Raw genomic sequence first — 22,104 nt, 5'->3', positions numbered from 1 at the left:
CTCTCGGTGGGGTCAGCTCCAGCTGCCGAGATCGGGCGCCGGAATGACGATGGGCGTGTCGTCGCACAAGTAGTCGCCCGCGTAAGCGCAGGAGGTGACGGGGTCCGGGTCCACGGGATCGACTGGGTCCACGGGATCCACCGGGTCCACCGGGTCCACCGGGTCCACCGGGTCCACCGGGTCCACCGGGTCCACGGGGTCCACCGGATCCGTGCAGTCGTCCAGCACCGACGCGTCGCAGATGCCCGGGACGTCGTCGGACGAACCGCCGCCGCCGTCGCTGCCGCATGCGACCGCGCCCATCAGCAGAATGCCGGACAGGCCGGTGAGCGCGGCGAGTTGAAGTTTCGTACGCATGGATCCCCCGTGGTTCGCTGCCTTGCGATTCGGTGCCACCATGGGCCTTCCGCGAGCCCGGCACATGAGGCACGGGTCCCGGCCGGGGCGGGCAGCGTGCCCGCGACCGACGGGACGCGGCACGCCGCCACCGGGACACCGCCCGCGGGACGCTGGTGGGCGGGGCACGCGGGCGCAGCGGACCTGCCGTATCCCCGCTGGAGGAAGCGTGAGCGGACACTCCGCGGTCCGGGTGGTCATCGCAGACGACCACCCGATGTTCCGCTACGGCCTCAGAGCCGTACTCGTCGAAGGGACCGAGGTCGAGGTCGTCGGGGAGGCGGCGAGCGGTGAGGAACTGCTCGCGGTCGTCGAGCGGACGAGCCCCGATGTCGTCCTGACCGACCTGGCCATGCCCGGGCTCGACGGCGCGGCCGCCACCCGTTCCCTCCTCGCGCGCCACCCGGACCTGGGCGTCCTGGTGCTCACCATGCACGAGGACGACCAGGCACTGATGGGCGCACTGCGCGCCGGGGCCCGCGGCTACCTGCTCAAGGGCGCCGACCGCACGGAGATCGTCCGCGCCGTGCTGGCCGTCGCCTCCGGGGACGCGGTGTACGGCGAGGCCGTCGCCCGCCGGATCGTCGCCTTCTTCACCGGCGCCCACCGGGACTACGCGGCCCAGGTCTTCCCCGAACTCACCGAACGCGAACGGGAGGTGCTCGGGCTCATCGCCACCGGCTGCGGCAACCACGAGATCGCCCGGCGGCTCGTCCTGTCGGAGAAGACGGTCCGCAATCATGTGTCGGCCGTCCTGTTCAAGTTACGGGTGCGCGACCGCGCCGCCGCGGTCGCCAAGGCACGTGACGCCGGACTGGGCACCTGACCCGGCGCTCCCGCCGGCGCCGGCGGGAGCGCCGGGTCGCGTGGCCGACCGGCCGGCGCGGACCGGGGGCGCGGCCGTGCGTGCGGTCGCGGGAGCCGGCGTGTTCCTGGCCGTCGCCGCGGTGGCCTTCGCCGGCTGGACGTCGGCCCTGCCGCACGCCGGGCGCGTGGGGCCCGCCGGTTCCGGGCTGTGGGTGGCCGCCATCGGCGGCGCGAGCGTGGTCTGGGCACTGACCGGCGCGGTGCTCGCCCTGCTGCGCCCGCGCAACATCGTGGGGTGGCTGATCCTCGGGGTCGGTGTGACGTCCGCCTGCGAGGTGGGGCTCGTGGCGTACGGCGGCTACGGCACGAGCGTCGCCGACCCGGCGTGGCCGGCGGCCCACGCCGCCGTGTTCCTGGCCGGAGGGATGTTCGTGCCCGGCTGGCTGGTCCCGCCCACCCTGCTGATGGCCTTCTATCCGGACGGCAACCTCCCGCGACGCTGGTGGCGGCTGCCCGTCGCCGCGGCCACCGCGGGCACCGTCGTGCTCACGTTCACATCGCCCTTCGATCCGGAGCCCCACCGCTATTTCTTCCCCCACGGGCCCCCTCCGGCGAGCCTGCCGCCCGCCGTGCTCACCGCGCTGCTCGAAGGGGTCTGCCTGCCGCTGCTCGTCCTCTCCGGCATCGCCATCTGGATCGGCACCCTCGTCCGGCTCGCCCGCGCCCGCTCCCCCCAACGCCAGCAACTGGCCCTGCTGGTCTGCCTGGAGGGCTTTCAGGTCGTCGCGATCGTCCTCACCGTCCCGGACGTGCCGCGCTCCGTGATCGCCGCGACCCTGCCGCTGGCCATGACGGTCGGGGTACTGCGCTACCGGCTGCTGGGCATCGAGACTGTGCTGCGCCGAGGGCTCGTCTACGGGGCGCTGACCGGCTGCGTGATCGTGGTCTATCTGGTGGCGACCGCGGTGGTCGGCTCGGCCCTGGACCGCCGTCCGCTGCCCGGAGTGGTGGCGGCCGCGCTGGTCGCGGGGCTGCTCTCCCCGATGCGGGACCGGTTGCAGCGCGCGGCGGACCGCTTCGTCTACGGCGCCCGAGAGGATCCGCTGCGCGCGGTCACCCGGCTCGGTGACGAGATAGCGGGCGCGGAGGAACTCGATCTGCTGTCGGCCGCGCTGAGGGTCGTCGTCGGCGCCCTGCGAGCGCCGGGCGCCGTCGTGGTGGGCAGCGGTGGCCGCGTCCTCAACTCGGTGGGCGCGCAGCCCGTCGCAGGCCGGGCGATGCCGCTGCGGGTCGGCGGCCGGGACGTCGGCACCCTCACGGTGGGCGAACGCGCGCCGGAAGAGACCTACAGTGACGCCGAACTGCGCCTCCTCTCCGCGCTGGCCCTGCAGATCGCCGTCCTCGTACGCGCGCTGGAGCTCACCGAGGCCCTGGAGGCGGAGCGCGACCGGGTGGTGAGCGCCACCCGCGGCGAGCGCGCCCGGCTCCAGCACGACCTGCACGACGGACTCGGCCCTTCGCTGTCCGGAATGGGACTGGGGCTCCAGGCCCTCTCCGAGGCGCTGGCCCGGGGCGACACCGCCACCTGCGGGGAACTGCTGGACCGGATCCGGGCCGAGGTCACCCTGTCGATCGGAGAGATCCGCCGCATCATCGACGGACTCCGCCCCACGGTGCTGGACGCACTGGGGCTGATCGGTGCCGTACGGGAGCAGGCCAGGACCGTGTCGCTGGTCGTCCCCGTCGACGTCACCGCCGTCCTGCTGCCGAGGCTGCCGCCCGACGTGGAGACCGCCGCCTACCGCATCGTGACGGAGGCGTTGACCAACACCGTCCGGCACGCGCACGCCCGTCGGGCCGCCGTCGCCATCGCACTGGACGGCACGTCGCTGCGGGTCGTGGTGAGCGATGACGGTCGCGGAGTGTCCGAGGCGGCCGCGGGCGTCGGCCTCGCTTCCATGCGGCGGCGCACCGAGGCGCTGCACGGTGTTCTGACCGTCACCTCCGGGGGTGCGGGCACCACCGTCACGGCCACGTTTCCGCTGCGCGACGGCTCCTGCCGCCCGCCCGGGGAGGTGTGAGGGTCAGGCGCCGGCGGCGATCAGCTCGTCGGCCGGGCTGTTCACCGGCTGCGGGGTGCCCGTGAGGTCGAGGAGGAAGAGCGGGACCCCGAGGGCGTCGGCGCGGGTGCGGGCGTCGTCCGCGTAGCCGGCGAGGGAGAAGTAGACGCAGCGCGCGGAGTCGGTCATGGAGGTCAGCCAGAGGCACTCGACGTCGCGCAGCGAGGCCGGGCGCACGGTCGGGTCGACCTGCGCCAGGATGCCCCGGGCGGCGAGCCCGATCCCGGACGGCGGCCGCTGGTCGGCCCGCCGGATGTCCCGGTAGCCGAGCCAGCGCAGATACAGCGCGGCCGCGGTGACGGCGTCCCGGGCGGTGCGGATGGTGACCGGCTGGAACGCGGGGCGCGGCGCGGAGGCCGTGCGGGGCAGCGGGGTGTGGTCCGGGATGCGGCGGGTGCCGGGGGCCGGACTGTTCCTGCTCGCCTCCGTTCCCGGGGGCGTGTCCGGGGTCGAGGTGTCGGACGTGTGCGCACGGGTGTCCCGGCCCGGCTCCGGGTCCGCCTCGATGGTCGTGCCCGGCACGCGCTCGGCGCGCAGCGGGCGCCGTACTCCCCGGACCGGTATGCGCAGCACCGTCCCGCAGTCGCACCCCAGCTCGGGATGGGGCCACTGGTCCTCCCGGCCGCATGTGCCGCAGCGGACCGTGACCCAGTCCTCGTCCCAGGTGCGGTGGGTGACCGGCGCCGGGTTCGCGAGGCGGTCGAGGGGCGGCACGACGGGGGCGCCGCACACACAGGGATAGGACGGCGCGGCGTAGAGATGCTCGCGGCGGCAGTCGGGGCACCGCACCGGCACGCTCTCGGCCATGGGCCACTCCAGGACGTCACGTCGGGGACAGCGTTTCCCTCAGAGCCTGTGTCCCATCGGGACAGCGACCCCATCGTCCTCCTGCGAGGGGTCCGGCGGCAGGGAAACGCCCACTCTTGACGCCCCTGGGCCCGCCACCTACATTGATTCCAGATAGTAGAAGTTAGTTTCCGCAATACGGAATTCATACGGAATCCGTGCGGGAATCGATCCGGACTCGGGCAGCTCTCGCGGGGCGCGACGGGAGCGCGAATCCGACAGCCGAAGCAGGAGTACTCCATGGCTCGTATGACCGCTGCCCGCGCGGCAGTCGAGATCCTCAAGCGCGAGGGCGTCAGCAACGCGTTCGGCGTCCCGGGCGCGGCGATCAACCCCTTCTACGCCGCCCTCAAGGCCTCCGGCGGGATCGGTCACACCCTCGCCCGGCACGTCGAGGGCGCCTCGCACATGGCCGAGGGCTACACCCGGACCCACCCGGGCAACATCGGCGTCTGCATCGGCACCTCCGGCCCGGCCGGCACCGACATGATCACGGGTCTCTACTCCGCGATCGGCGACTCGATCCCGATCCTCTGCATCACCGGCCAGGCACCGACCGCCGTGATCCACAAAGAGGACTTCCAGGCCGTCGACATCGCCTCGATCGCCAAGCCGGTCACGAAAATGGCGGTCACCGTGCTGGAGGCGGCCCAGGTCCCGGGCGTCTTCCAGCAGGCCTTCCACCTGATGCGCTCCGGCCGTCCCGGGCCCGTCCTCATCGACCTGCCCATCGATGTCCAGCTCACCGAGATCGAGTTCGACCCGGAGACGTACGAACCGCTGGCCGCCTACAAGCCCGCCGCCACCCGCGCGCAGATCGAGAAGGCGATCGGCCTGCTGGGCGAGTCCGAGCGCCCCCTGATCGTCGCCGGCGGCGGTGTCATCAACGCCGACGCCTCCGAACTCCTGGTGGAATTCGCCGAGTTGACCGGTGTGCCGGTCGTCCCGACCCTGATGGGCTGGGGCATCCTGCCCGACGACCACGAGCTGAACGCCGGCATGGTCGGCCTGCAGACCTCGCACCGCTACGGCAACGCGACCTTCCTGGAGTCCGACTTCGTCCTCGGCATCGGCAACCGCTGGGCCAACCGCCACACCGGCAAGCTGGACGTCTACACGGCCGGCCGCAAGTTCGTCCACGTCGACATCGAGCCCACCCAGATCGGCAAGATCTTCGCCCCGGACTACGGCATCGCCTCCGACGCGAAGGCCGCGCTGGAGCTGTTCGTCGAGGTGGCACGGGAGTTGAAGGCCGCGGGCAAGCTCCCCGACCGGTCCGCGTGGGCCGCGTCCGCGCAGCAGCGCAAGGCCACGCTCCAGCGCCGTACGCACTTCGACGACATCCCGATCAAGCCGCAGCGCGTCTACGAGGAGATGAACAAGGCCTTCGGCCCCGAGACCCGGTACGTCACCACCATCGGCCTCTCGCAGATCGCCGGCGCCCAGATGCTGCACGTCTACCGGCCGCGGCACTGGATCAACTGCGGCCAGGCGGGCCCGCTCGGCTGGACGATCCCGGCCGCCCTCGGCGTCGCCAAGGCCGACCCGGACGCCCAGGTCGTCGCGCTCTCCGGCGACTACGACTTCCAGTTCATGCTCGAGGAACTGGCCGTCGGCGCCCAGCACCGGATCCCGTACGTCCATGTCCTGGTGAACAACGCCTACTTGGGCCTCATCCGGCAGGCGCAGCTCGGCCTGGACATCAACTTCCAGGTCAACCTGGAGTTCGAGAACATCAACTCCCCGGAGCTGGGCGTCTACGGCGTCGACCACGTCAAGGTCGTCGAGGGCCTCGGCTGCAAGGCGATCCGGGTCACCGACCCGGGCGAGCTGGGCGCCGCCTTCGAGCAGGCCAAGAAGCTCGCCGCCGAGTTCCAGGTGCCGGTCGTCGTCGAGGCGATCCTGGAGCGCGTCACCAACATCGCCATGAGCAAGACGAACGACATCAGCAACGTGGCGGAGTTCGAGGAACTCGCGACCGAACCGGGCCACGCGCCCACCTCGATCAGGCCGCTGAAGGTCTGACACACCTCTGGCACACGGTCAAAAGCTCAACAGGCAGGCGCAGGGCGGCTCATCGGGGGGATGAGCCGCCCTTCGCCGTACCCGAGCCGCTCTTCCCAGGCCCCCGCGAGCCCGGCATGCTCGCCCCATGCGTCTGACCGTCCCCACCCCCCTCGGTGACATCGCCGTACGCGCCCATGGCGAGCCCGGTACGTCCGCGGTGCTGCTGCTGCACGCCAACCCCGGTGACGGCCGTGACTTCGACGCCGTGCTGCCCGCCCTCGCGGACCGTCACCGCACCTTCGTCGTCGACTGGCCGGGCTTCGGCGACTCGACCGCGAGCGAGCCCGGCCGCGTCACCCCCGAGCGTCTGGTGGACGTCGCCGAGCGGGTCCTCGACGTGCTCGCCGCCGAGCAGGGAGTGCGGCGGATCGCCGTGGTCGGCAACAGCGTGGGCGGCTATGTGGCCTGCCGGCTGGCGGAGGGGCGGCATGCGCGGGCGGTGACGGCGCTCGTGCTCGTCGACCCGGCGGGGTTCACCCGGCTGAGCCCCCTCACCCGCTGGTTCTGCCGCGAGGTCATGGGGCGCCCGGCCCGCGCGCGTCGGCTGGTCGTACCGCTGGCCCGCCTCTACCTGGGCGAGCTGCGCACGCCGAGCGCCCGGGCGACGTACCGGCGTGCCCGTCAACTCCCGGGGAACACCACTCGGTTGGCGGTGCACTGTGCGATCTGGCGCGGATTCGCGGAGCCGGGGTTCGGGCTGCGGGACCCCGGCGCCCTGCGAATCCCCGTGCTGTTGCTCTGGGGCAGCCGGGACCCGGTCGTTCCGGCCCTCCTGGACGGGCGCAGGGCCCGCCGGGCGCTGCCCGCGCACACGGTGAGCGTGGTGCTTCCCGCGGCCCACGAGGCGTACAACGAGCGCCCGGACCTCTTCCTGCGGCACACACTGCCGTTCCTGAAGAACCCGGCGGGCGTCGGCGCGGTCCGCCCGGGCTGAGCCGGAACGCAGCAGAGCCGCGTCCCACGGTCCCCCCGGATCCGTCGTGACGCGGCTCTGTGATGCCCCCCGGCAACCTTCCCCGTTCGGGGCCCGCCGCCCCCGTGCCGGCGGGCCCCATGCGTCGAGAATGTGCCCGTACCCGGGGGGAGTTGAAGCCCCCGGGGCCGTGTTCAGAGGTAGATTTGAGGGTTCCGTACGCCGGGTACGCACGCTGGAGTACGCAGCGGGGGTCTCACCGGACGGGAACTCACTCGGCCGGATGCTCCGACAGACCGGGCCAGTCGTCGGGGCCGCCGCCCTGCCAGTCGATGATGTCGCTCTCCTCGACCTCGATCTCGTCGAGGTCGGAGCGGCGCAGGATCTCGACGACGTCGTCGAGGTGACAGGCGATCCCGAGGGTCTCGTCACCCGCGGTGACCCGCCGGGAACCGTCGAGACCCGGGGCGTGCACGACGATGCTGGGAAGGTCCATGCCCCAAGCCTCCTGCGCGGCGACCGGATCCGCACCCTGAACGCATGCCGCGGCGCCGGGTACGGGACCGTCCGTACCCGGCGCCGCGGGGCCGGTGAGCGAGGGGGTGGTGCCGTCCGACGGTGCGAGGCTGGGCGCGACAGGACATTCGCGCCGCCGGACGGAGTCTGGAGGTGTTGCCGGGACCGCGGCGGATGCGATGGAACCGGGGCGCCCCTTCCCTCAGGTCGAGAAGGGGGCCCGGAACCTTGACCACCGCACTGGCTCGCACTCCGCCGCGGTCCGGGTCGCCCGCTCCCGCCGTGTGACCACCCCTCATCCGGGTCCACGGCGCTTGCGGGCGGGTGTGAGGCTCAGTCCTCGCGCAGGGCGAGGACCGCCTCCTCCACGCGCTTTCCGTAGTCCGGGTCGGCGGCGTGGAAGTGGGCGAGGTTCTTCTCGATGACGTCGTCGCGGGAGACCTGTGCGAGACCGCCGGCGATGTTCGCGACCAGCCGGGCGCGCTCCTCGGCCGACATCAGGCGGTACAGCTCGCCCGCCTGGGCGAAGTGGTCGTCCTTGGTGTGCAGCGGCGCCTCGTGCGTGCCGGTGTGGCCGTTCACCGCGAGGGGCGCCGACAGCGGGCGGCCGGTCTCGGCGGGGCCGTCGTAGGAGTTGGGCTCGTAGTTCTTGGCGGCGCGGCCCTGCGCGTTGGACGCCATCAGGCCGTCGCGGCCGTAGTTGTGCGCGAGCGTCGCCTTCGGCGCGTTCACCGCGAGCAGGGTGTGGTTGACGCCCAGGCGGTAGCGGTGTGCGTCCGCGTAGGCGAACAGCCGGCCCTGGAGCATCTTGTCGGGCGAGGGACCGATGCCCGGAACGAAGTTGTTCGGGGAGAACGCGGCCTGCTCGACCTCGGCGAAGACGTTGTCCGGGTTGCGGTCCAGGACCAGGCGGCCCACCCGCTGCAGGGGGTAGTCGCGGTGCGGCCACACTTTGGTGAGGTCGAACGGGTTGAAGCGGTAGTCCGCCGCCTCGGCCGCCGGCATGATCTGCACGTACAGCGTCCAGGAGGGGTTGACGCCCCGCTCGATGGCCTGCAGCAGGTCCGTCTGGTGGGAGTTGGGGTCCTTGCCCGCGATCTCGGCGGCCTGCTCCGACGACAGGCTGCGGATGCCCTGGTTCGTCTTGAAGTGGTACTTGACGAAGAAGGCCTCGCCCTCGGCGTTGGTCCACTGGTAGGTGTGCGAGCCGTAGCCGTTCATGTGGCGGTACGACGCCGGGATGCCGCGGTCGCCCATCAGCCAGGTGATCTGGTGCGTCGCCTCGGGGGCGTGCGCCCAGAAGTCCCAGACGTTGTCCGGCTCCTGCTTGCCCGTGAACGGGTCGCGCTTCTGGGAGTGGATGAAGTCGGGGAACTTGAGGGGGTCCTTGATGAAGAAGACAGGGGTGTTGTTGCCGACGAGGTCGTAATTCCCCTCCTCCGTATAGAACTTGACCGCGAAGCCGCGCGGGTCGCGCACCGCGTCCGCGCCGCCCAGGTTGTCCGCCACGGTCGAGAAGCGCAGGAAGAGCTCGGTGCGCTTGCCCACCGTGTTCAGGAAGTCGGCGTACGTGAAGTCCGTGACGTCGTCGGTGACCTCGAAGTAGCCGTACGCGCCCGAGCCGCGGGCGTGCACCACGCGCTCCGGGATCCGCTCGCGGTTGAACCGGGCGAGCTTCTCCAGAAGGTGCTGGTCCTGGAGGAGGAGCGGGCCGCCTGCGCCGGCGGTGGCGGAGTTCTGGTTGTCGGCGACCGGGGCGCCGGACTCGGTCGTGAGCACGCGCTTCGACATCTGGACCTTCCGTACGAGAGGACAGCGGGGTCAGCGGAAACCTACTTCCGCTATGTGGACCCTCCGCTGCGTGGAGCCTAGGTTTGCGGCGTTCTGGCCGTCAACAGTTTGTTGAAGTTGATTCCGGGCCGCGGCGGCGCCTGGGCGCGACAGGACAGTTGTCAGCGCCGCCGCGGCCCGGAAGTCTCAGAGCTGCGCGCCGGAGAGGCGCTCGACCGCGCGCAGCAGGGCGGAGTGGTCCAGGCCGCCGTCGCCCTGGGCGCGCAGCGAGGCCACCAGCTGGGCGACCACGGCGCCGACGGGCAGGGCGGCGCCGACGTTGCGGGCGGCGTCCGTGACGATGCCCATGTCCTTGTGGTGCAGGTCGATGCGGAAGCCCGGCTTGAAGTCGCGGCTGAGGAAGTTGTCCTTCTTGCGCGTCAGCACGGTGGAGCCCGCGAGCCCGCCGTTGAGGACGTCGAGCGCGGCCTTCAGGTCCACGCCGGACTTCTCCAGGAAGACCACGGCCTCGGCGCACGCCTGGATGTTCACGGCGACGATCAGCTGGTTGGCCGCCTTCACGGTCTGGCCGGAGCCGTGCGGACCGCAGAGCACGATGGTCCTGCCGAGGGCCTCGAAGATCGGCTCGGCCTCGTCGAAGTCGGCCTGCCCGCCACCGACCATGATCGACAGTACGGCCTCGACCGCGCCGGCCTCGCCGCCGGACACGGGGGCGTCAAGGACACGGATGCCCTTCTCCCCGGCCGCCTTGGCGAGATCGACGGAGGTCTGCGGGGTGATCGAGGACATGTCGATCAGCAGCGCACCGGAGCGCGCGTTCTCCAGGATGCCGTCGGGGCCGTACGCGATGGCCTCGACGTGCGGCGACGCGGGCACCATCGTGACGACCACGTCGGCATCCCGCACGGCCTCGGCGATGGAGCCCGCGACGGTGCCGCCGGCCGCGGCCAGCCGCTCCAGCTTGTCCTGTTCCAGAGTGAAGCCGGTGACGTCGTACCCGGCCTTGATCAGGTTCTCCGACATGGGGGAGCCCATGATGCCGAGACCGATCCATGCGACCTTGGGAAGATTGCTCATGAGGGTGCCTCTCTGACTGCAACTGCTGCGATACGTCGATGGGTTGCCGCGCGCTGCACAGGCGGGCGGCGCAAAGGTCAGCGGGCGGCGCGGGCCTCGCGCGGCAGCCAGTCGAAGGCCTCCGCGCTGGGCCGGTCGCCCGGCTTGTACTCCAGGCCCACCCAGCCGTCGTAACCGGCCTTGGCCAGCCGGCCGAGGAGGTCCGCCAGCGGGAGGGAGCCCGTGCCCGGCGCGCCGCGGCCCGGGTTGTCGGCGATCTGGACGTGGCCGGTCCTGGCCGCGTACCGCTCGATCACCGAGGGGAGGTCCTCGCCGTTCATGGACAGGTGGTAGAGGTCCATGAGGAACCTGGCGTTGTCGAGGCCTGTCGCCGCGTTGACCTTGTCCACGACCTCGATGCCGGCCGGGGCGCTCACCAGCGGGTAGAGCGGTGACTCCGGCTTGTTGAGGGTCTCGATCAGGAGGATCGCGCCGATCCGGCCCGCTGCCCGCGCCGCGAGCACCAGGTTCTCCAGTGCGAGCGCGTCCTGCTCGGCCGGCTCGACGCCCTCGACACGGTTGCCGTACAGCGCGTTGAGCGCCTTGCAGCCGAGCGACGCGGCGAAGTCCGCGGCCACGTCGATGTTGGCGCGGAACCGCTGCGACTCCTCGCCGGGGATCGACAGGGCGCCCCGGTCCGGGCCGGGCAGCTGCCCCGCGTAGAAGTTCAGGCCCGTCAGCTGGACGCCCGCGTCCTCGATCGCCTTCTTCAGGGCGTCGAGCTCGGACCGCTCGGGGGTGGGGGAGTCGACCCAGGGCCACCACAGCTCGACCGCGGTGAAGCCCGCCGCGGCGGCGGCCGCGGGGCGCTCCAGGAGCGGGAGTTCCGTGAAGAGGATCGACAGGTTGACGTTGAAGCGCGGCTCTGCAGCTGTGCCCGATTCAAAACCTGGCATGGGGTCGGCGCCCCCTTCCGTGCTGGCGATGTGAGTTTCCGTGATCCGGAGTGAATTCCGTATTGCGGAAGTTCGTTTCTGCTTAATGGAAGATTGCCGTCGGGTGTCGGGGCTTGTCAAGAGGGGGCCGCCACTCGCTGTGCCGGAAACGAGAGGGGGCTGCCGGAAAATCGAGACCGCGCAGTAGGTTGAGCGCGTGCGATTGAGAGTGGAGTTCACGACCGAGCCCTTCGACCTCGAAGAGGCACCGCGGCACGCGCTGGTCGCCCGCGAGGTCATCGAGGCGGCCGAACTGGACGCCGTGGACGTCGGCCCGTTCGGCAACACCGCGGAGGGCGGCGCGGACGCGGTGCTGAGCGCGGTCGACGCGCTGCTCCGCAGGGCGCTGGAGGCAGGGGCCACCCGGGTCTCGCTGCAGGTCAACGTGGTCGGGGAGAGCGCGGGCGCGGAGGGGGACCGGTGACCGGTTTCGGGGACGATCCCTTCGTCACGGCCGTCAAGCCGCTGGTCGACGCCATGGGCGGCGAGATGGTGCCGCCCGACCAGGCCGGCGCCGACGACGTCGTGCTGTCCTGGGAGGGTGCGGACGTCGTCGCCGTACGCCTGCCGCAGCTCGCCGACTCCCTCGATCACATCCTGGCCGCCCTGGAGCGCAAGCAGGGCAAGCCGCTGGCCGACCTCGACCGCAAGGCCAAGCAGGAGGTCGTACGGATACTCGAGGCGCGCGGAGCCTTCTCCGTGCGGCACGGCGTGGAGACCGTGGCGGGCGCCCTCGGCGTGAGCCGGTTCACCGTCTACAACTACCTCAACCGCGACAAGGAGGCGTGAGCCTCCCCGCCGGGTTTCGTTACCCGGAATTTTCAACAAAGTGTTGACGTGGTGTTGCGCAGGGGCGTTAGCTGGCCGCAGTCCGTTCAGCACGAAGGCCCTTCGCGGCCACGGAGGCTCCCGTGACTTCGACTTCCACGTCCCCGGGCCTGGCCCGGTTCAACGCCCTGGAGGAGCAGGCGGCCCTCGCCGCCCTCCACGAGGCGTGCGCCTCCACGGCGTGGGCCGACCGGCTGCTCGCCGCCCGCCCCTACACCACCAACGAGGACCTCTTCGTCGCCAGTGACGCCGCCATGGCCGAGCTGAGCGCCGCGGACCTCGCCGAGGCGATGGCCGGACACCCGCCCATCGGGCGGCCGAAGCCCGGCGACCCGACCTCCTCCCGGGAGCAGCGCGGCATGGCCGGCGCCTCCGAGGAACTCAAGGCGGAGATGCTCGAACTGAACCTGGCCTACCAGGAGAGGTTCGGCCACGTCTTCCTGATCTGCGCCACCGGCCGGACCGGCGAGCAGATGCGCGACGCGGTCAAGGAACGGATCGGCAACTCGCCCGAGCAGGAGCGCGAGATCGTCCGCGCGGAACTGGGCAAGATCAACCGTATCCGTCTCGGCAATCTCGTACAGGAAGAAAAGGCATGAGCACCGACACCACGGCCTCCGTGTCCACGCACATCCTGGACACCAGCGTCGGCCGCCCCGCCGAGGGCGTCGCCATCCGGCTCGCGGCCCGCGCCGGCCGCGACGCCGACTGGCAGGCGCTCGGCGGCTCCGCGACCGACGCGGACGGCCGGTGCAAGGACCTCCCGGCGCTGCCGGAGGGGACGACTCACGTACGGCTCGACTTCGCCGTCGAGCAGTACTTCGAGTCGGACAACGTAAAAAAGCAAGCCGATGCGCAGCAGGACGCCCCCGCGAATCGGGACAGCGGTGCGTTCTTCCCCGAGGTGGCGATCACTTTCGCCGTCACGCCGGGCGAGCACTATCACGTACCGCTGCTGCTCAACCCGTTCGGCTACTCCGTTTACCGAGGGAGCTAGCAGACATGCCCACGATTCTGGGACAGAACCAGTACGGCAAGGCCGAGAACCGCGTAGTCAAGATCACCCGTGACGGCGACACGCACCACATCAAGGACCTGAACGTGTCGGTCGCGCTGAGCGGCGACATGCAGGAGGTCCACCTCTCGGGCTCCAACGCGAACGTCCTGCCGACGGACACCACCAAGAACACGGTGTACGCGTTCGCCAAGGAGTACGGCATCGAGTCCGCCGAGCAGTTCGGCATCCACCTCGCGCGCCACTTCGTGACGTCGCAGGAGCCGATCAAGCAGGCGCGCATCCGCATCGAGGAGTACTCCTGGGAGCGGATCGAGACCTCGGACGGCAACTCCCGGTTCATCGGCGCCGACGCGGTCAAGCACTCCTTCGTCCGCAAGGGCCAGGAGACCCGGGTCACCCAGATCACCTTCGACGGTGAGAAGTGGGAGGTCATCTCCGGCCTCAAGGACCTCGTCGTGATGAACTCGACGAACTCCGAGTTCTGGGGCTACGTCAAGGACAAGTACACGACGCTCCAGGAGGCCTACGACCGCATCCTGGCGACCCAGGTCTCTGCTCGCTGGCGCTTCAACTGGTCCGGCGACGACCAGAAGATGCCCAACTGGGAGAAGTCCTACGACCAGGTCAGGAAGCACATGCTCCAGGCCTTCGCGGAGACGTACTCGCTCTCGCTGCAGCAGACCCTGTACCAGATGGGTTCGCGGATCATCAACAGCCGCAGCGAGATCGACGAGGTCCGCTTCTCGCTCCCGAACAAGCACCACTTCCTGGTGGACCTGAAGCCGTTCGGTCTGGAGAACGACAACGAGGTCTACTTCGCGGCGGACCGTCCCTACGGTCTGATCGAGGGCACCGTCCTGCGCGACGGCTGCGAACCGCGCATCCCGGTGGACCTCACCAACCTCTGACACCGCCGGTGCCCCCGGTCCGGCTCCGGCCGGGGGCACCCGCACCCCCGCGGCACCCGTGGCTCCCCGGCCGCGGCACTCAAAACTCCTAGGGTCCTGCCGTGCCCTCTCCTCGACACGTAAAGGACGAACCATGGCAGCAGTCCAGCGCATCGTCATCGAGAACTGTGCGATCGCGACCGTCGACGCCGCCGACACCGAGTACGCCTCCGGGTACGTGGTCGTCGCCGACAACCTGATCGAGTCCCTCGGCGCGGGCAAGGCCCCCGAGGGCCTGGAGAACGTCGTACGCCGTATCGACGCGAGCGGCCACCTCGTGACCCCTGGTCTGGTCAACACCCACCACCACTTCTACCAGTGGATCACCCGCGGCCTCGCCACCGACCACAACCTCTTCAACTGGCTCGTCGCGCTCTACCCGACCTGGGCGCGCATCGACGAGGACATGACCTACGCGGCGGCGCAGGGCTCGCTCGCGATGATGGCCCGCGGCGGCGTCACCACCGCCATGGACCACCACTACGTCTTCCCGAAGGGCTCCGGCGACCTGTCCGGCTCCATCATCCGGGCAGCGCGCGAGACGGGCGTCCGCTTCACCCTCGCCCGCGGCTCCATGGACCGCAGCGAGAAGGACGGCGGCCTGCCCCCGGACTTCGCCGTCGAGACCCTCGAAGGGGCCCTCGCCGCCACCGAGGCGACCGTCGACGAGCACCACGACGCCTCCTTCGGCGCCATGACCCAGGTCGCCGTCGCGCCCTGCTCGCCGTTCTCCGTCTCCACCGAACTCATGAAGCAGGGCGCCGAGTTGGCCCGCCGCAAGGGCGTACGGCTGCACACGCACGGTTCGGAGACCGTGGAGGAGGAGCAGTTCTGCAAGGAACTGTTCGGCATGGGACCCACCGAGTACTTCGAGTCCACCGGCTGGCTCGGCGAGGACGTGTGGATGGCGCACTGCGTCCACATGAACGACTCCGACATCGCCGCCTTCGCCCGTACGAAGACGGGTGTCGCCCACTGTCCTTCGTCCAACGCCCGCCTGGCGGCCGGGATCGCGCGCGTCCCCGACATGCTCGCGGCCGGCGTCCCGGTCGGCCTCGGCGTCGACGGCACCGCCTCCAACGAGTCCGGCGAACTCCACACCGAACTGCGCAACGCCCTCCTCATCAACCGCCTCGGCGCCCACCGCGAAGCCGCCCTGAACGCCCGCCAGGCGCTGCGCCTGGGCACCTACGGGGGCGCCCAGGTCCTGGGCCGGGCAAGGGAGATCGGTTCCCTGGAGGCGGGCAAGCTCGCCGACCTGGTGCTGTGGAAGCTGGACACCCTCGCCCACGCCTCGATCGCCGACCCGGTGACCGCGCTGGTCTTCGGCGCCGCCGCACCGGTCACACTCTCCCTCGTCAACGGCCGGCCGGTGGTGGAGAACAGCCGCCTGCTGCACGTCGACGAGGACGCCATCGCCCGCTCCACGCGGGACGAGGCGCAGCGCCTCGCGCGCATCGCCGCGCAGGCCTGAACAGTTGAAGATCTCCGGCTGAGGGGGACGGCCCTCAGCCGGTAGCCGTGGACCCGAGCGGGGCCCACGGCGGCCGCCTCCGGGGTGCGCGCATGGACGTGCGTGCGCCCCGGAACGGTCTCCGTCGCGCAGATCTCCGTCTGCCGACGATCATCGTCCCGGTCCCGCACGACCGCGCATCACCTCCTTGAACCCCGCGTCAACGCCGACGTGTAACCGACCGGAGGAGCCGCCGTGGCCGACCAGCCCGCGCTCAGCACTGATGCAGTCCCGACCGGCGTGCCCAAGCACCCGGTCGACGAGAAGCTCCCGCCCCTGAAGATGGCGACCACCGGCCTCCAGCACGTGGCCGCCATGTACGCCGGAGTCGTCGCCCCACCCCTGATCGTCGGTGCGGCCATCGGCCTGTCGGCCACCGAACTGACCTTCCTGACCGGCGCCTGTCTGTTCACCGCGGGCCTCGCCACCTTCCTGCAGACCCTCGGATTCTGGAAGATCGGCGCCCGGCTGCCGTTCGTCAACGGCGTCACCTTCGCCGGCGTCGCGCCCATGACCGCGGTCGTCGCCTCCACCAAGGACAAGAGCGACGCGCTGCCGATCATCTTCGGCGCGGTCATCGTCGCGGGCGTGCTCGGCTTCATAGCCGCCCCCTTCTTCTCCAAGGCGGTCCGCTTCTTCCCGCCCGTCGTCACCGGCTCCGTGATCACGCTCATCGGCATCTCGCTGCTGCCGGTCGCCTTCGGCTGGGCGCAGGGCCCCAACCCGGCGGCGGACGACTACGGTTCGAGGACATTTCTGGGCCTGGCGGCAGGGACGCTCGTCATCGTCCTGGTGCTGCGCCGCTTCACCCGAGGCTTCGTCAAGCAGATCGCCGTACTGCTCGGCCTGGTCATCGGCACGCTCGTCGCGATCCCCTTCGGTGCCACGGACTTCAGCCCGGTGGCGGACGCGGACGTGATCGGCTTCCCGACCCCCTTCCACTTCGGCGCCCCGCAGTTCCAGGTCGCCGCGATCGTCTCGATGATCGTGGTCATGGTGGTCTCGATGACCGAATCGACCGCGGACATGCTGGCGCTCGGCGAGATCGTCGAACGGCCGGCCGACGAGAAGACGATCGCCGCCGGCCTGCGCGCCGACACCCTCGGCTCCGCGCTCAGCCCGTTCTTCAACGGTTTCATGTGCAGTGCGTTCGCGCAGAACATCGGCCTGGTCGCGATGACGAGGATCCGCAGCCGGTACGTCGTCGCCACGGGCGGCGGCTTCCTGGTCCTGATGGGCCTGTGCCCGATGGCCGCCTCTCTGATCGCGGTCGTCCCGCGCCCGGTGCTCGGCGGGGCGGGCGTCGTGCTCTTCGGCTCGGTCGCGGCCAGCGGAATCCAGACCCTCGTCAGGGCCGGGCTGGAGAAGGACAACAACGTCCTCATCGTCGCCGTGTCCCTCGCCGTCGGCATCATCCCGATCACCGCGCCGGAGTTCTACCACGCCTTCCCCGAGACGGCGCGGATCGTGCTCGACTCGGGGATCTCTACGGGCTGCGTGGCGGCGGTCGTCCTGAACCTGGTCTTCAACCACCTGGGCAAGGGACAGGAGGCCGGCGAGGTGACGCACCCCATGGAGGCGGGCGAGGACCTCACGACGGTCCCGGCCCACTGACCGGCGGCGCCAGGGCGTACGGAGGGTGCGGCACACGCGATGCGCCGCACCCTCCGCTCGTTCGTGCGGGTCAGCCGATGTGGTAGCTGTCGCCGTACACCTTCCAGTCCAGTGGCGGGTCCAGGTTCAGGTTCCGCTTCTTGAGGAAGACCCGCTGGGCGGTGTCCACCCGGCTGGTGTCCGAGTGCGCCTCCTCCTGCTTCATCGCCCAGACCCGGGCGTCGAGGAAGGCGTTCAGATACGTCACCTGGTCGCCACCCTGGGAGGGCGGCTGGGCATGCCCGAGGGCCCGCCTGCGGATGCTGCTGAAGCTCGTGCTGTCGCCGCCGTCGCCGTGCATCACGATGGCGTCGTAGTACGCGAACTGGCCGAGGGTGCCTATGCCGTCGGCCTTGCCCTGCCGTACGGCAGGGTTGAAGTAGACGCGGTCGCGCTCGTCGTTCTGCGCCTTCTGGAACGCCGAGTCCCCCGCCGCGCGGCGCCAGTCGCCCGGGAAGCCGGGGTCGAGGCCCTCGTGGGAGTCGTCGCCGTTCACGCGGCGCAGCGCGGGCAGGTACTTGGCGAGCACGTTGCCGGGCTTGCGCTGTGTGTACAGCTCGACGAGGTCGAGCATGTCGCCGGTGCCCGAACAGAAGCCGATGATTCCGGCCGTGTAGCCGCGGCCGTCACCGATGTCCTCGATGTACTTGTACTGCGCCTTCCAGTCCAGCGAGGAGTTCTCGGCGCTGGACACCAGTTTCATGGCGATCTCCTTCTTCGCCGGATCGTCGAGGCCGACGGTCGCGGCGGTCGCGGACTCGGTCGCGAGGAGGGGGCCTGCCACCAGCGAGGCTCCGATCAGGGCGAGCAGAGTGCGGCGTGATGTGCGTGCGTGGGGGGTGTGCACGGTACCTCCGATGGGGGAGTGGGTCGTCCGAAGACTGTTAGGAAAGTTTCCTACCAGAGTTGGCGGATGGCGTACACCCGTCTCGGGGGCCTGAGTTGGCGGAAGGGGCGCGAGATGCCTACGGTCTGAGCGCACGTTCACGGTCACAAGGGGGAGAACCGTCATGAACGAGTCGGGCCGGGTCGAGGCCTTCAGCGACGGCGTCTTCGCCATCGCCATCACGCTGCTGATCCTGGAGATCAAGGTCCCCGAGACCGGCGAGCACGAGGGGCTGTGGCACGCGCTGGGCGCACAGTGGCCGTCGTATGCCGCCTATGTCGTCAGCTTCCTGGTCATCGGCATCATGTGGATCAACCACCATCAGGTCTTCACCCATGTCGTGCGCGTCGACCGCACGCTGATGTTCCTGAACCTGCTCGTGCTGATGGTCGTGGCCGCTGTGCCCTGGCCGACGGCGATGCTCGCGGAGTACCTGCGCGAGGAGAAGGCGTCCCATGTGGCGGCCGCCGTCTACAGCATCGTCATGGTCGCGATGGCTCTGACGTTCCAGGCCCTGTGGTGGCATCTGACCCGCAGGGGCCACCTCTTCGACAGCCGTGTCGACGTAGAGGCCGCCCGCCGTACCCGCGTCCGCTTCGCGGTCGGCTCGCTCGCCTATCCCGCAACGGTCGCCCTGGCCTTCGTCTCGGCCCCGCTGACCCTGGCGGCCCACGGGCTGATCGCCGTCTACTACGGCTTCAACCAGGTCCCGGTGCCGGTCCGGGAAGCGGACGTCACCGAAGCGTGAGCGGTACCGGCCGGGTCAGGCCCTCCGCAGTGCCTGGCAGGGCCGGGCGGCTGGGAGCCGGCCGGTGAAGAACGAGGTGGGCGGGACTCCCATCAGCGCCCGGAAGTCGGATGCCATGTGCGACTGGTCGTAGTAGCCGGTGGCGGCGGCGAGCTGGGCCCAGGGCGTGTCCGGTACGTGCCGGGCGTGGGTGAGAAGGTGGCGGACGCGGGCGATGCGGGCGTAGTGCTTGGGGGAGACGCCGACGCCGTCCGCGAACAGATTGCGAAGCTGACGCTCGCTGACGGCGAGCCGACCCGCCAACTCCCTTACGCCGACGGCGAGATGCTCGGTGTCCGTCGACATCGCCGCGACCGCCGCGTGCAGCAGCTCGGCGCGTGAGCGGTCGGCCGGGGCGAGCCGCTCGGGCAGTGCCTCGGCCAGGTGGGGAAGCACCTGCTCGGGTTCGAGCGGGAGCAGTTCCGCCGCGAGCCGCTGGGCCGAGGCTTGCGGGAAGTCCTTCAACGACGTGACCGTGCCGACGAGTTCGACGGCCGGTACGCCGGTCAGCGGGCGGGCCGCGCCCGGCCCGAGCCGTAGCTGCACACAGGAGGTCAACCGCTTGCTCGCGTGGTACGAGGCGCGGGTGCGCGGCCCGACCACCAGTACGTCGCGGCGTCCGCTCTTCTCGACCCGCACCACCAGCTTGGTCGCCGCGTCCGGGACATGGGCGAACGGCTTGCTCAACTCGCCCTCGACGGAGGTGAATCCGGCATCGGTGAACCAGGGGAGCAGCGCCTCGGGCAGTTCGACGGCCGCCTCGACGAGGCTGTTCGCGCCGAGCTTCGTCTCGTACGGGGTGGTGGTCACCGCTCCACCGTAAACGCGCCCCGGTGTTGCGCGGGCCCGGGAACCGTGCCGGTATTTCCTAGAGACCGGTGCCATCGGCTCGGCACGGTGGTCCACATGATCCTAGTGACCGGTGCCACGGGCACCATCGGCAGTGACGTCGTACGACAGTTGGTGGCGCGCGGCGAGAAGGTCCGCGCGCTGACCCGGGACCCGGCCCGCGCCCAGTTGCCCTCCGGCGTGGACGTGGTCCGCGGGGACTTCCAGGAACCCGACTCCCTCGGGGCCGCGATGGCCGGGGCGGCCGCACTCTTCGCGGTGGGCGTCCTTGGGCCGGGTGACGCCGACGCGGACGCGGACCTGGTCGCGGCGGCGCGGGCGGCGGGCGTACGCCGGGTCGTGAAACTCTCGGCCATCGGCACGGGCGACCCGGCCCTGGGCCCCGTCGCAGGCTGGCACCTCGGAGGTGAACAGGCCGTCCGGGAAAGCGGGTTGGAGTGGACCATCCTGCGGCCCTCCTCGTTCGCCTCCAACACCCTGAGCTGGGCGGCGGCCATCCGCTCCGGCGACCCGGTGCCCAACATGACGGGCTCGGGGAGTCAGGGCGTCGTCGACCCCCGCGACGTCTCCGAGGTCGCCGTGGAGGCGCTGCTCGCCCCCGGGCACACGGGCAGCACCTACACCCTGACCGGACCCGGCCTGCTCACCACCGCCGACCTGGCGGCCACCCTCGCCTCGGTCCTCGGCCGCCCGGTCCCCACCGTGGACGTACCCCCGGACGCCCTGCGCGAGCAGTTCCTGCGGTCCGGCATGTCCGAGATCTACGTGGAAGGTGTTCTGGCGGGCACGGCGTACGTCCGCGCGGGCAGGAACGCGGTGGTGACGGAGGACGTCCGGCGGGTGCTCGGGCGTGAGGCGCGGACGTACGCGCAGTGGGCGCGGGATCACCGGGAGGCGTTCGCGTCGGCCTGAGGCCTGAGGTCTGAGGCCTGAAGCCGGACGGCGGTCGGTGCGTCAGAGGCCGAACAGCTCGGGTTTTGCCGCCAGTTCGCGGAAGAGCTCGCGGGGGTCCGCGACCAGCCTGCGCTCCTTGAGGTCCAGCAGCCCGCCGACCGCCGTGAACTCGGCGGCGATCGTGCCGTCCGTCTTGCGTATCGTCTGCTCGACCGTGTAGACCTTGCCGCCGTTCCAGGAGAAGGCGCACGTCACCTCGGTCTCGTCGCCGGCGAGCAGCTCCCGCTTGTAGCGGATGGTCGTCTCGAGGACCACCGGCCCAAGGCCCTCGGATATCAACGCGTCCTGGGTCACCCCGGCCGCCTGCAGCAGCGACCAGCGGGCGTGCTCCGCGTACTGCAGGTACACGCTCTGGTTCAGGTGCCCCAGGATGTCGGTCTCGTACCCGCGGACGGTGACGCTGACGGAAAACGGCTCTGCCACGACTTCCCCTTCGACGTTGTGCGCGATGACGAGGTCTTACAGTGTCATGCTCCGATCACGGTCTCCGTGGTGTGCGTCACGCCCGGCGCGGTGACGCCAGCACGTACCGCACGCCCGTCCGCGGCTCGGTGTGCTCACCGGCCTGCCAGCCGGCCTTCTCCAGCGTGGCGGCACAGCCGCGCAGCGCCTCGGGGTCCGGCTCGTGCACGGCGACGGCCTCCGGCTGCGGAGTCGCCCGCACTCGGTAGCCGGCCAAGTCCGTGCCCGGCGCGGGCGGGTGGCCGTCGGCCTCCAGGGCGAGCGCGGCGGCCCGCACCAGATGCGCACGCTCCCACCCGCACGGCCGGTCCACGTCACCACCGGGATTGGTCATCCGGCGCAGCTCGAGCAGCCCCTGCCAGGCGCTGTGCACCTCCCGTATGCGGGCGGGCCCTGCGACCGGGCCCTCCTCGCCGCCGATCCGCGCCGCGAACACCCCCGAGTCCGGTGGAGCCTCCTGGACCGGCTCGGGCACGGGTGCCTGCGCCGGCGTCTCGCGCAGGCGATGCCCGGCCGGCGTCAGGAAGTGGTCGTGCGGCGGCCGCGGATGGCGGAAGGCGAGCCCCCGCTTCACCAGCGCCGCGAGCTGCGCCTCCGTGCCCCTCAGCCGCCCGGTCACGGGGTCGGCGGCGTCGATGACATGCCGCTGTGCGGCGGTCGGCGGTCGTGTCATGGCGCGCTCCTCCCCGGTGGACAGCCT

At 71.0% G+C, this 22,104-nt stretch carries 23 protein-coding genes; 13 read left to right on the top strand and 10 right to left on the bottom strand.

From position 1 onward, the window contains the following. Window positions 1–12 precede the first annotated feature (12 nt). Window positions 13–357, bottom strand: a complete 345-nt coding sequence (locus ABZS97_RS22020) for a hypothetical protein (protein ID WP_356139990.1) — start codon at window positions 355–357, stop codon at window positions 13–15. 208 nt (window positions 358–565) lie between these two features. Here ABZS97_RS22020 and ABZS97_RS22015 point away from each other — a divergent pair, with 208 nt between their 5' ends. Beyond that, window positions 566–1,222: a response regulator transcription factor gene (locus tag ABZS97_RS22015; protein WP_356139989.1), complete on the top strand. Its 657-nt coding sequence runs from the start codon at window positions 566–568 to the stop codon at window positions 1,220–1,222. Between the two features lie 40 nt (window positions 1,223–1,262). Continuing rightward, complete coding sequence (locus ABZS97_RS22010) at window positions 1,263–3,284, top strand: histidine kinase (RefSeq protein WP_356139988.1); 2,022 nt, start codon at window positions 1,263–1,265, stop codon at window positions 3,282–3,284. A gap of 3 nt (window positions 3,285–3,287) precedes the next feature. Here ABZS97_RS22010 and ABZS97_RS22005 read toward each other — a convergent pair whose 3' ends face one another. Then, the gene (locus ABZS97_RS22005) at window positions 3,288–4,130 is read right to left on the bottom strand and encodes a hypothetical protein (RefSeq protein WP_356139987.1); all 843 of its coding nucleotides are present in this window, start codon (window positions 4,128–4,130) and stop codon (window positions 3,288–3,290) included. Between the two features lie 279 nt (window positions 4,131–4,409). Between ABZS97_RS22005 and gcl the strand changes: the two genes are divergently transcribed. Both gcl and ABZS97_RS21995 read left to right on the top strand, forming a co-directional pair. Next, window positions 4,410–6,194 (top strand): glyoxylate carboligase, encoded by a 1,785-nt coding sequence (gene gcl / locus ABZS97_RS22000; RefSeq protein WP_356139986.1) that lies wholly within the window; start codon window positions 4,410–4,412, stop codon window positions 6,192–6,194. Between the two features lie 127 nt (window positions 6,195–6,321). After that, window positions 6,322–7,170: an alpha/beta hydrolase gene (locus tag ABZS97_RS21995; RefSeq protein WP_356139985.1), complete on the top strand. Its 849-nt coding sequence runs from the start codon at window positions 6,322–6,324 to the stop codon at window positions 7,168–7,170. A gap of 250 nt (window positions 7,171–7,420) precedes the next feature. On the opposite strand, the gene ABZS97_RS21990 is transcribed toward ABZS97_RS21995, so the two are convergent. The 4 genes from ABZS97_RS21990 to ABZS97_RS21975 all read right to left on the bottom strand — a co-directional run bounded on the left by ABZS97_RS21990 (window position 7,421) and on the right by ABZS97_RS21975 (window position 11,468). Continuing rightward, a complete protein-coding gene (locus ABZS97_RS21990; protein WP_356139984.1) occupies window positions 7,421–7,645 on the bottom strand; it encodes a hypothetical protein in 225 nt (74 codons plus the stop codon). Between the two features lie 353 nt (window positions 7,646–7,998). Next, entirely contained in the window at window positions 7,999–9,456 is a 1,458-nt protein-coding gene (locus ABZS97_RS21985) for a catalase (protein WP_356139983.1), read from the bottom strand. Between the two features lie 186 nt (window positions 9,457–9,642). Then, window positions 9,643–10,533: a 2-hydroxy-3-oxopropionate reductase gene (locus ABZS97_RS21980; RefSeq protein WP_356139982.1), complete on the bottom strand. Its 891-nt coding sequence runs from the start codon at window positions 10,531–10,533 to the stop codon at window positions 9,643–9,645. A gap of 77 nt (window positions 10,534–10,610) precedes the next feature. Further along, on the bottom strand, window positions 10,611–11,468 hold the full coding sequence (locus ABZS97_RS21975; protein WP_356139981.1) for a TIM barrel protein: 858 nt from the start codon (window positions 11,466–11,468) through the stop codon (window positions 10,611–10,613). A 196-nt stretch (window positions 11,469–11,664) separates the two neighbouring features. On the opposite strand from ABZS97_RS21975, the gene ABZS97_RS21970 reads away from it, so the two are divergent. From ABZS97_RS21970 to ABZS97_RS21940, 7 genes are all read left to right on the top strand, one after another. Beyond that, window positions 11,665–11,931 carry a hypothetical protein gene (locus tag ABZS97_RS21970; protein WP_356139980.1) on the top strand — a complete coding sequence of 89 codons (267 nt, stop codon included), beginning with the start codon at window positions 11,665–11,667 and terminating at the stop codon, window positions 11,929–11,931. Beyond that, complete coding sequence (locus tag ABZS97_RS21965) at window positions 11,928–12,296, top strand: helix-turn-helix domain-containing protein (protein ID WP_356139979.1); 369 nt, start codon at window positions 11,928–11,930, stop codon at window positions 12,294–12,296. The genes ABZS97_RS21970 and ABZS97_RS21965 overlap by 4 nt, the downstream gene beginning before the upstream one ends. Before the next feature lie 122 nt (window positions 12,297–12,418). Further along, entirely contained in the window at window positions 12,419–12,934 is a 516-nt protein-coding gene (uraD, locus tag ABZS97_RS21960) for a 2-oxo-4-hydroxy-4-carboxy-5-ureidoimidazoline decarboxylase (protein WP_356139978.1), read from the top strand. Then, window positions 12,931–13,332, top strand: coding sequence for a hydroxyisourate hydrolase (uraH, locus tag ABZS97_RS21955; protein ID WP_356139977.1), 402 nt, complete (start codon window positions 12,931–12,933; stop codon window positions 13,330–13,332). The genes uraD and uraH overlap by 4 nt, the downstream gene beginning before the upstream one ends. Before the next feature lie 5 nt (window positions 13,333–13,337). Continuing rightward, window positions 13,338–14,261 carry a factor-independent urate hydroxylase gene (pucL, locus tag ABZS97_RS21950; protein ID WP_356139976.1) on the top strand — a complete coding sequence of 308 codons (924 nt, stop codon included), beginning with the start codon at window positions 13,338–13,340 and terminating at the stop codon, window positions 14,259–14,261. A 133-nt stretch (window positions 14,262–14,394) separates the two neighbouring features. Further along, complete coding sequence (locus tag ABZS97_RS21945; RefSeq protein WP_356139975.1) at window positions 14,395–15,774, top strand: 8-oxoguanine deaminase; 1,380 nt, start codon at window positions 14,395–14,397, stop codon at window positions 15,772–15,774. 279 nt (window positions 15,775–16,053) lie between these two features. Next, window positions 16,054–17,427: a nucleobase:cation symporter-2 family protein gene (locus ABZS97_RS21940; protein ID WP_356139997.1), complete on the top strand. Its 1,374-nt coding sequence runs from the start codon at window positions 16,054–16,056 to the stop codon at window positions 17,425–17,427. 70 nt (window positions 17,428–17,497) lie between these two features. Here ABZS97_RS21940 and ABZS97_RS21935 read toward each other — a convergent pair whose 3' ends face one another. Then, a complete protein-coding gene (locus ABZS97_RS21935) occupies window positions 17,498–18,313 on the bottom strand; it encodes a chitosanase (protein WP_356139974.1) in 816 nt (271 codons plus the stop codon). 163 nt (window positions 18,314–18,476) lie between these two features. Between ABZS97_RS21935 and ABZS97_RS21930 the strand changes: the two genes are divergently transcribed. Beyond that, window positions 18,477–19,100, top strand: coding sequence for a TMEM175 family protein (locus ABZS97_RS21930; RefSeq protein WP_356139973.1), 624 nt, complete (start codon window positions 18,477–18,479; stop codon window positions 19,098–19,100). A 15-nt stretch (window positions 19,101–19,115) separates the two neighbouring features. On the opposite strand, the gene ABZS97_RS21925 is transcribed toward ABZS97_RS21930, so the two are convergent. Beyond that, the gene (locus ABZS97_RS21925) at window positions 19,116–19,949 is read right to left on the bottom strand and encodes a helix-turn-helix domain-containing protein (RefSeq protein WP_356139972.1); all 834 of its coding nucleotides are present in this window, start codon (window positions 19,947–19,949) and stop codon (window positions 19,116–19,118) included. An 87-nt stretch (window positions 19,950–20,036) separates the two neighbouring features. On the opposite strand from ABZS97_RS21925, the gene ABZS97_RS21920 reads away from it, so the two are divergent. Next, window positions 20,037–20,900 carry an NAD(P)H-binding protein gene (locus tag ABZS97_RS21920; protein WP_356139971.1) on the top strand — a complete coding sequence of 288 codons (864 nt, stop codon included), beginning with the start codon at window positions 20,037–20,039 and terminating at the stop codon, window positions 20,898–20,900. A 42-nt stretch (window positions 20,901–20,942) separates the two neighbouring features. Here ABZS97_RS21920 and ABZS97_RS21915 read toward each other — a convergent pair whose 3' ends face one another. Continuing rightward, window positions 20,943–21,365: an acyl-CoA thioesterase gene (locus ABZS97_RS21915; RefSeq protein ID WP_356139970.1), complete on the bottom strand. Its 423-nt coding sequence runs from the start codon at window positions 21,363–21,365 to the stop codon at window positions 20,943–20,945. Window positions 21,366–21,441: 76 nt separating this feature from the next. Then, complete coding sequence (locus ABZS97_RS21910; RefSeq protein ID WP_356139969.1) at window positions 21,442–22,077, bottom strand: hypothetical protein; 636 nt, start codon at window positions 22,075–22,077, stop codon at window positions 21,442–21,444. Window positions 22,078–22,104: the final 27 nt, after the last annotated feature.

Origin of the sequence: Streptomyces sp. NPDC005485 (assembly GCF_040606085.1) — a bacterium.
In the GTDB taxonomy this organism is placed as follows: Bacteria; Actinomycetota; Actinomycetes; order Streptomycetales; family Streptomycetaceae; genus Streptomyces.
This window is presented reverse-complemented; position numbering and strand designations above follow the sequence as displayed.

Excerpts from the sequence above, each read along its gene's own strand:
- ABZS97_RS21930 (WP_356139973.1), top strand. The coding sequence starts at position 18,477 with ATGAACGAGTCGGGCCGGGTCGAGGCCTTCAGCGACGGCGTCTTCGCC.
- ABZS97_RS21990 (WP_356139984.1), bottom strand. The coding sequence starts at position 7,645 with ATGGACCTTCCCAGCATCGTCGTGCACGCCCCGGGTCTCGACGGTTCC.
- gcl (WP_356139986.1), top strand. The coding sequence starts at position 4,410 with ATGGCTCGTATGACCGCTGCCCGCGCGGCAGTCGAGATCCTCAAGCGC.
- ABZS97_RS21975 (WP_356139981.1), bottom strand. The coding sequence starts at position 11,468 with ATGCCAGGTTTTGAATCGGGCACAGCTGCAGAGCCGCGCTTCAACGTC.
- uraH (WP_356139977.1), top strand. The coding sequence starts at position 12,931 with ATGAGCACCGACACCACGGCCTCCGTGTCCACGCACATCCTGGACACC.
- ABZS97_RS21980 (WP_356139982.1), bottom strand. The coding sequence starts at position 10,533 with ATGAGCAATCTTCCCAAGGTCGCATGGATCGGTCTCGGCATCATGGGC.
- ABZS97_RS21995 (WP_356139985.1), top strand. The coding sequence starts at position 6,322 with ATGCGTCTGACCGTCCCCACCCCCCTCGGTGACATCGCCGTACGCGCC.
- ABZS97_RS22020 (WP_356139990.1), bottom strand. The coding sequence starts at position 357 with ATGCGTACGAAACTTCAACTCGCCGCGCTCACCGGCCTGTCCGGCATT.
- ABZS97_RS22005 (WP_356139987.1), bottom strand. The coding sequence starts at position 4,130 with ATGGCCGAGAGCGTGCCGGTGCGGTGCCCCGACTGCCGCCGCGAGCAT.
- ABZS97_RS21945 (WP_356139975.1), top strand. The coding sequence starts at position 14,395 with ATGGCAGCAGTCCAGCGCATCGTCATCGAGAACTGTGCGATCGCGACC.
- ABZS97_RS21910 (WP_356139969.1), bottom strand. The coding sequence starts at position 22,077 with ATGACACGACCGCCGACCGCCGCACAGCGGCATGTCATCGACGCCGCC.
- pucL (WP_356139976.1), top strand. The coding sequence starts at position 13,338 with ATGCCCACGATTCTGGGACAGAACCAGTACGGCAAGGCCGAGAACCGC.
- ABZS97_RS21985 (WP_356139983.1), bottom strand. The coding sequence starts at position 9,456 with ATGTCGAAGCGCGTGCTCACGACCGAGTCCGGCGCCCCGGTCGCCGAC.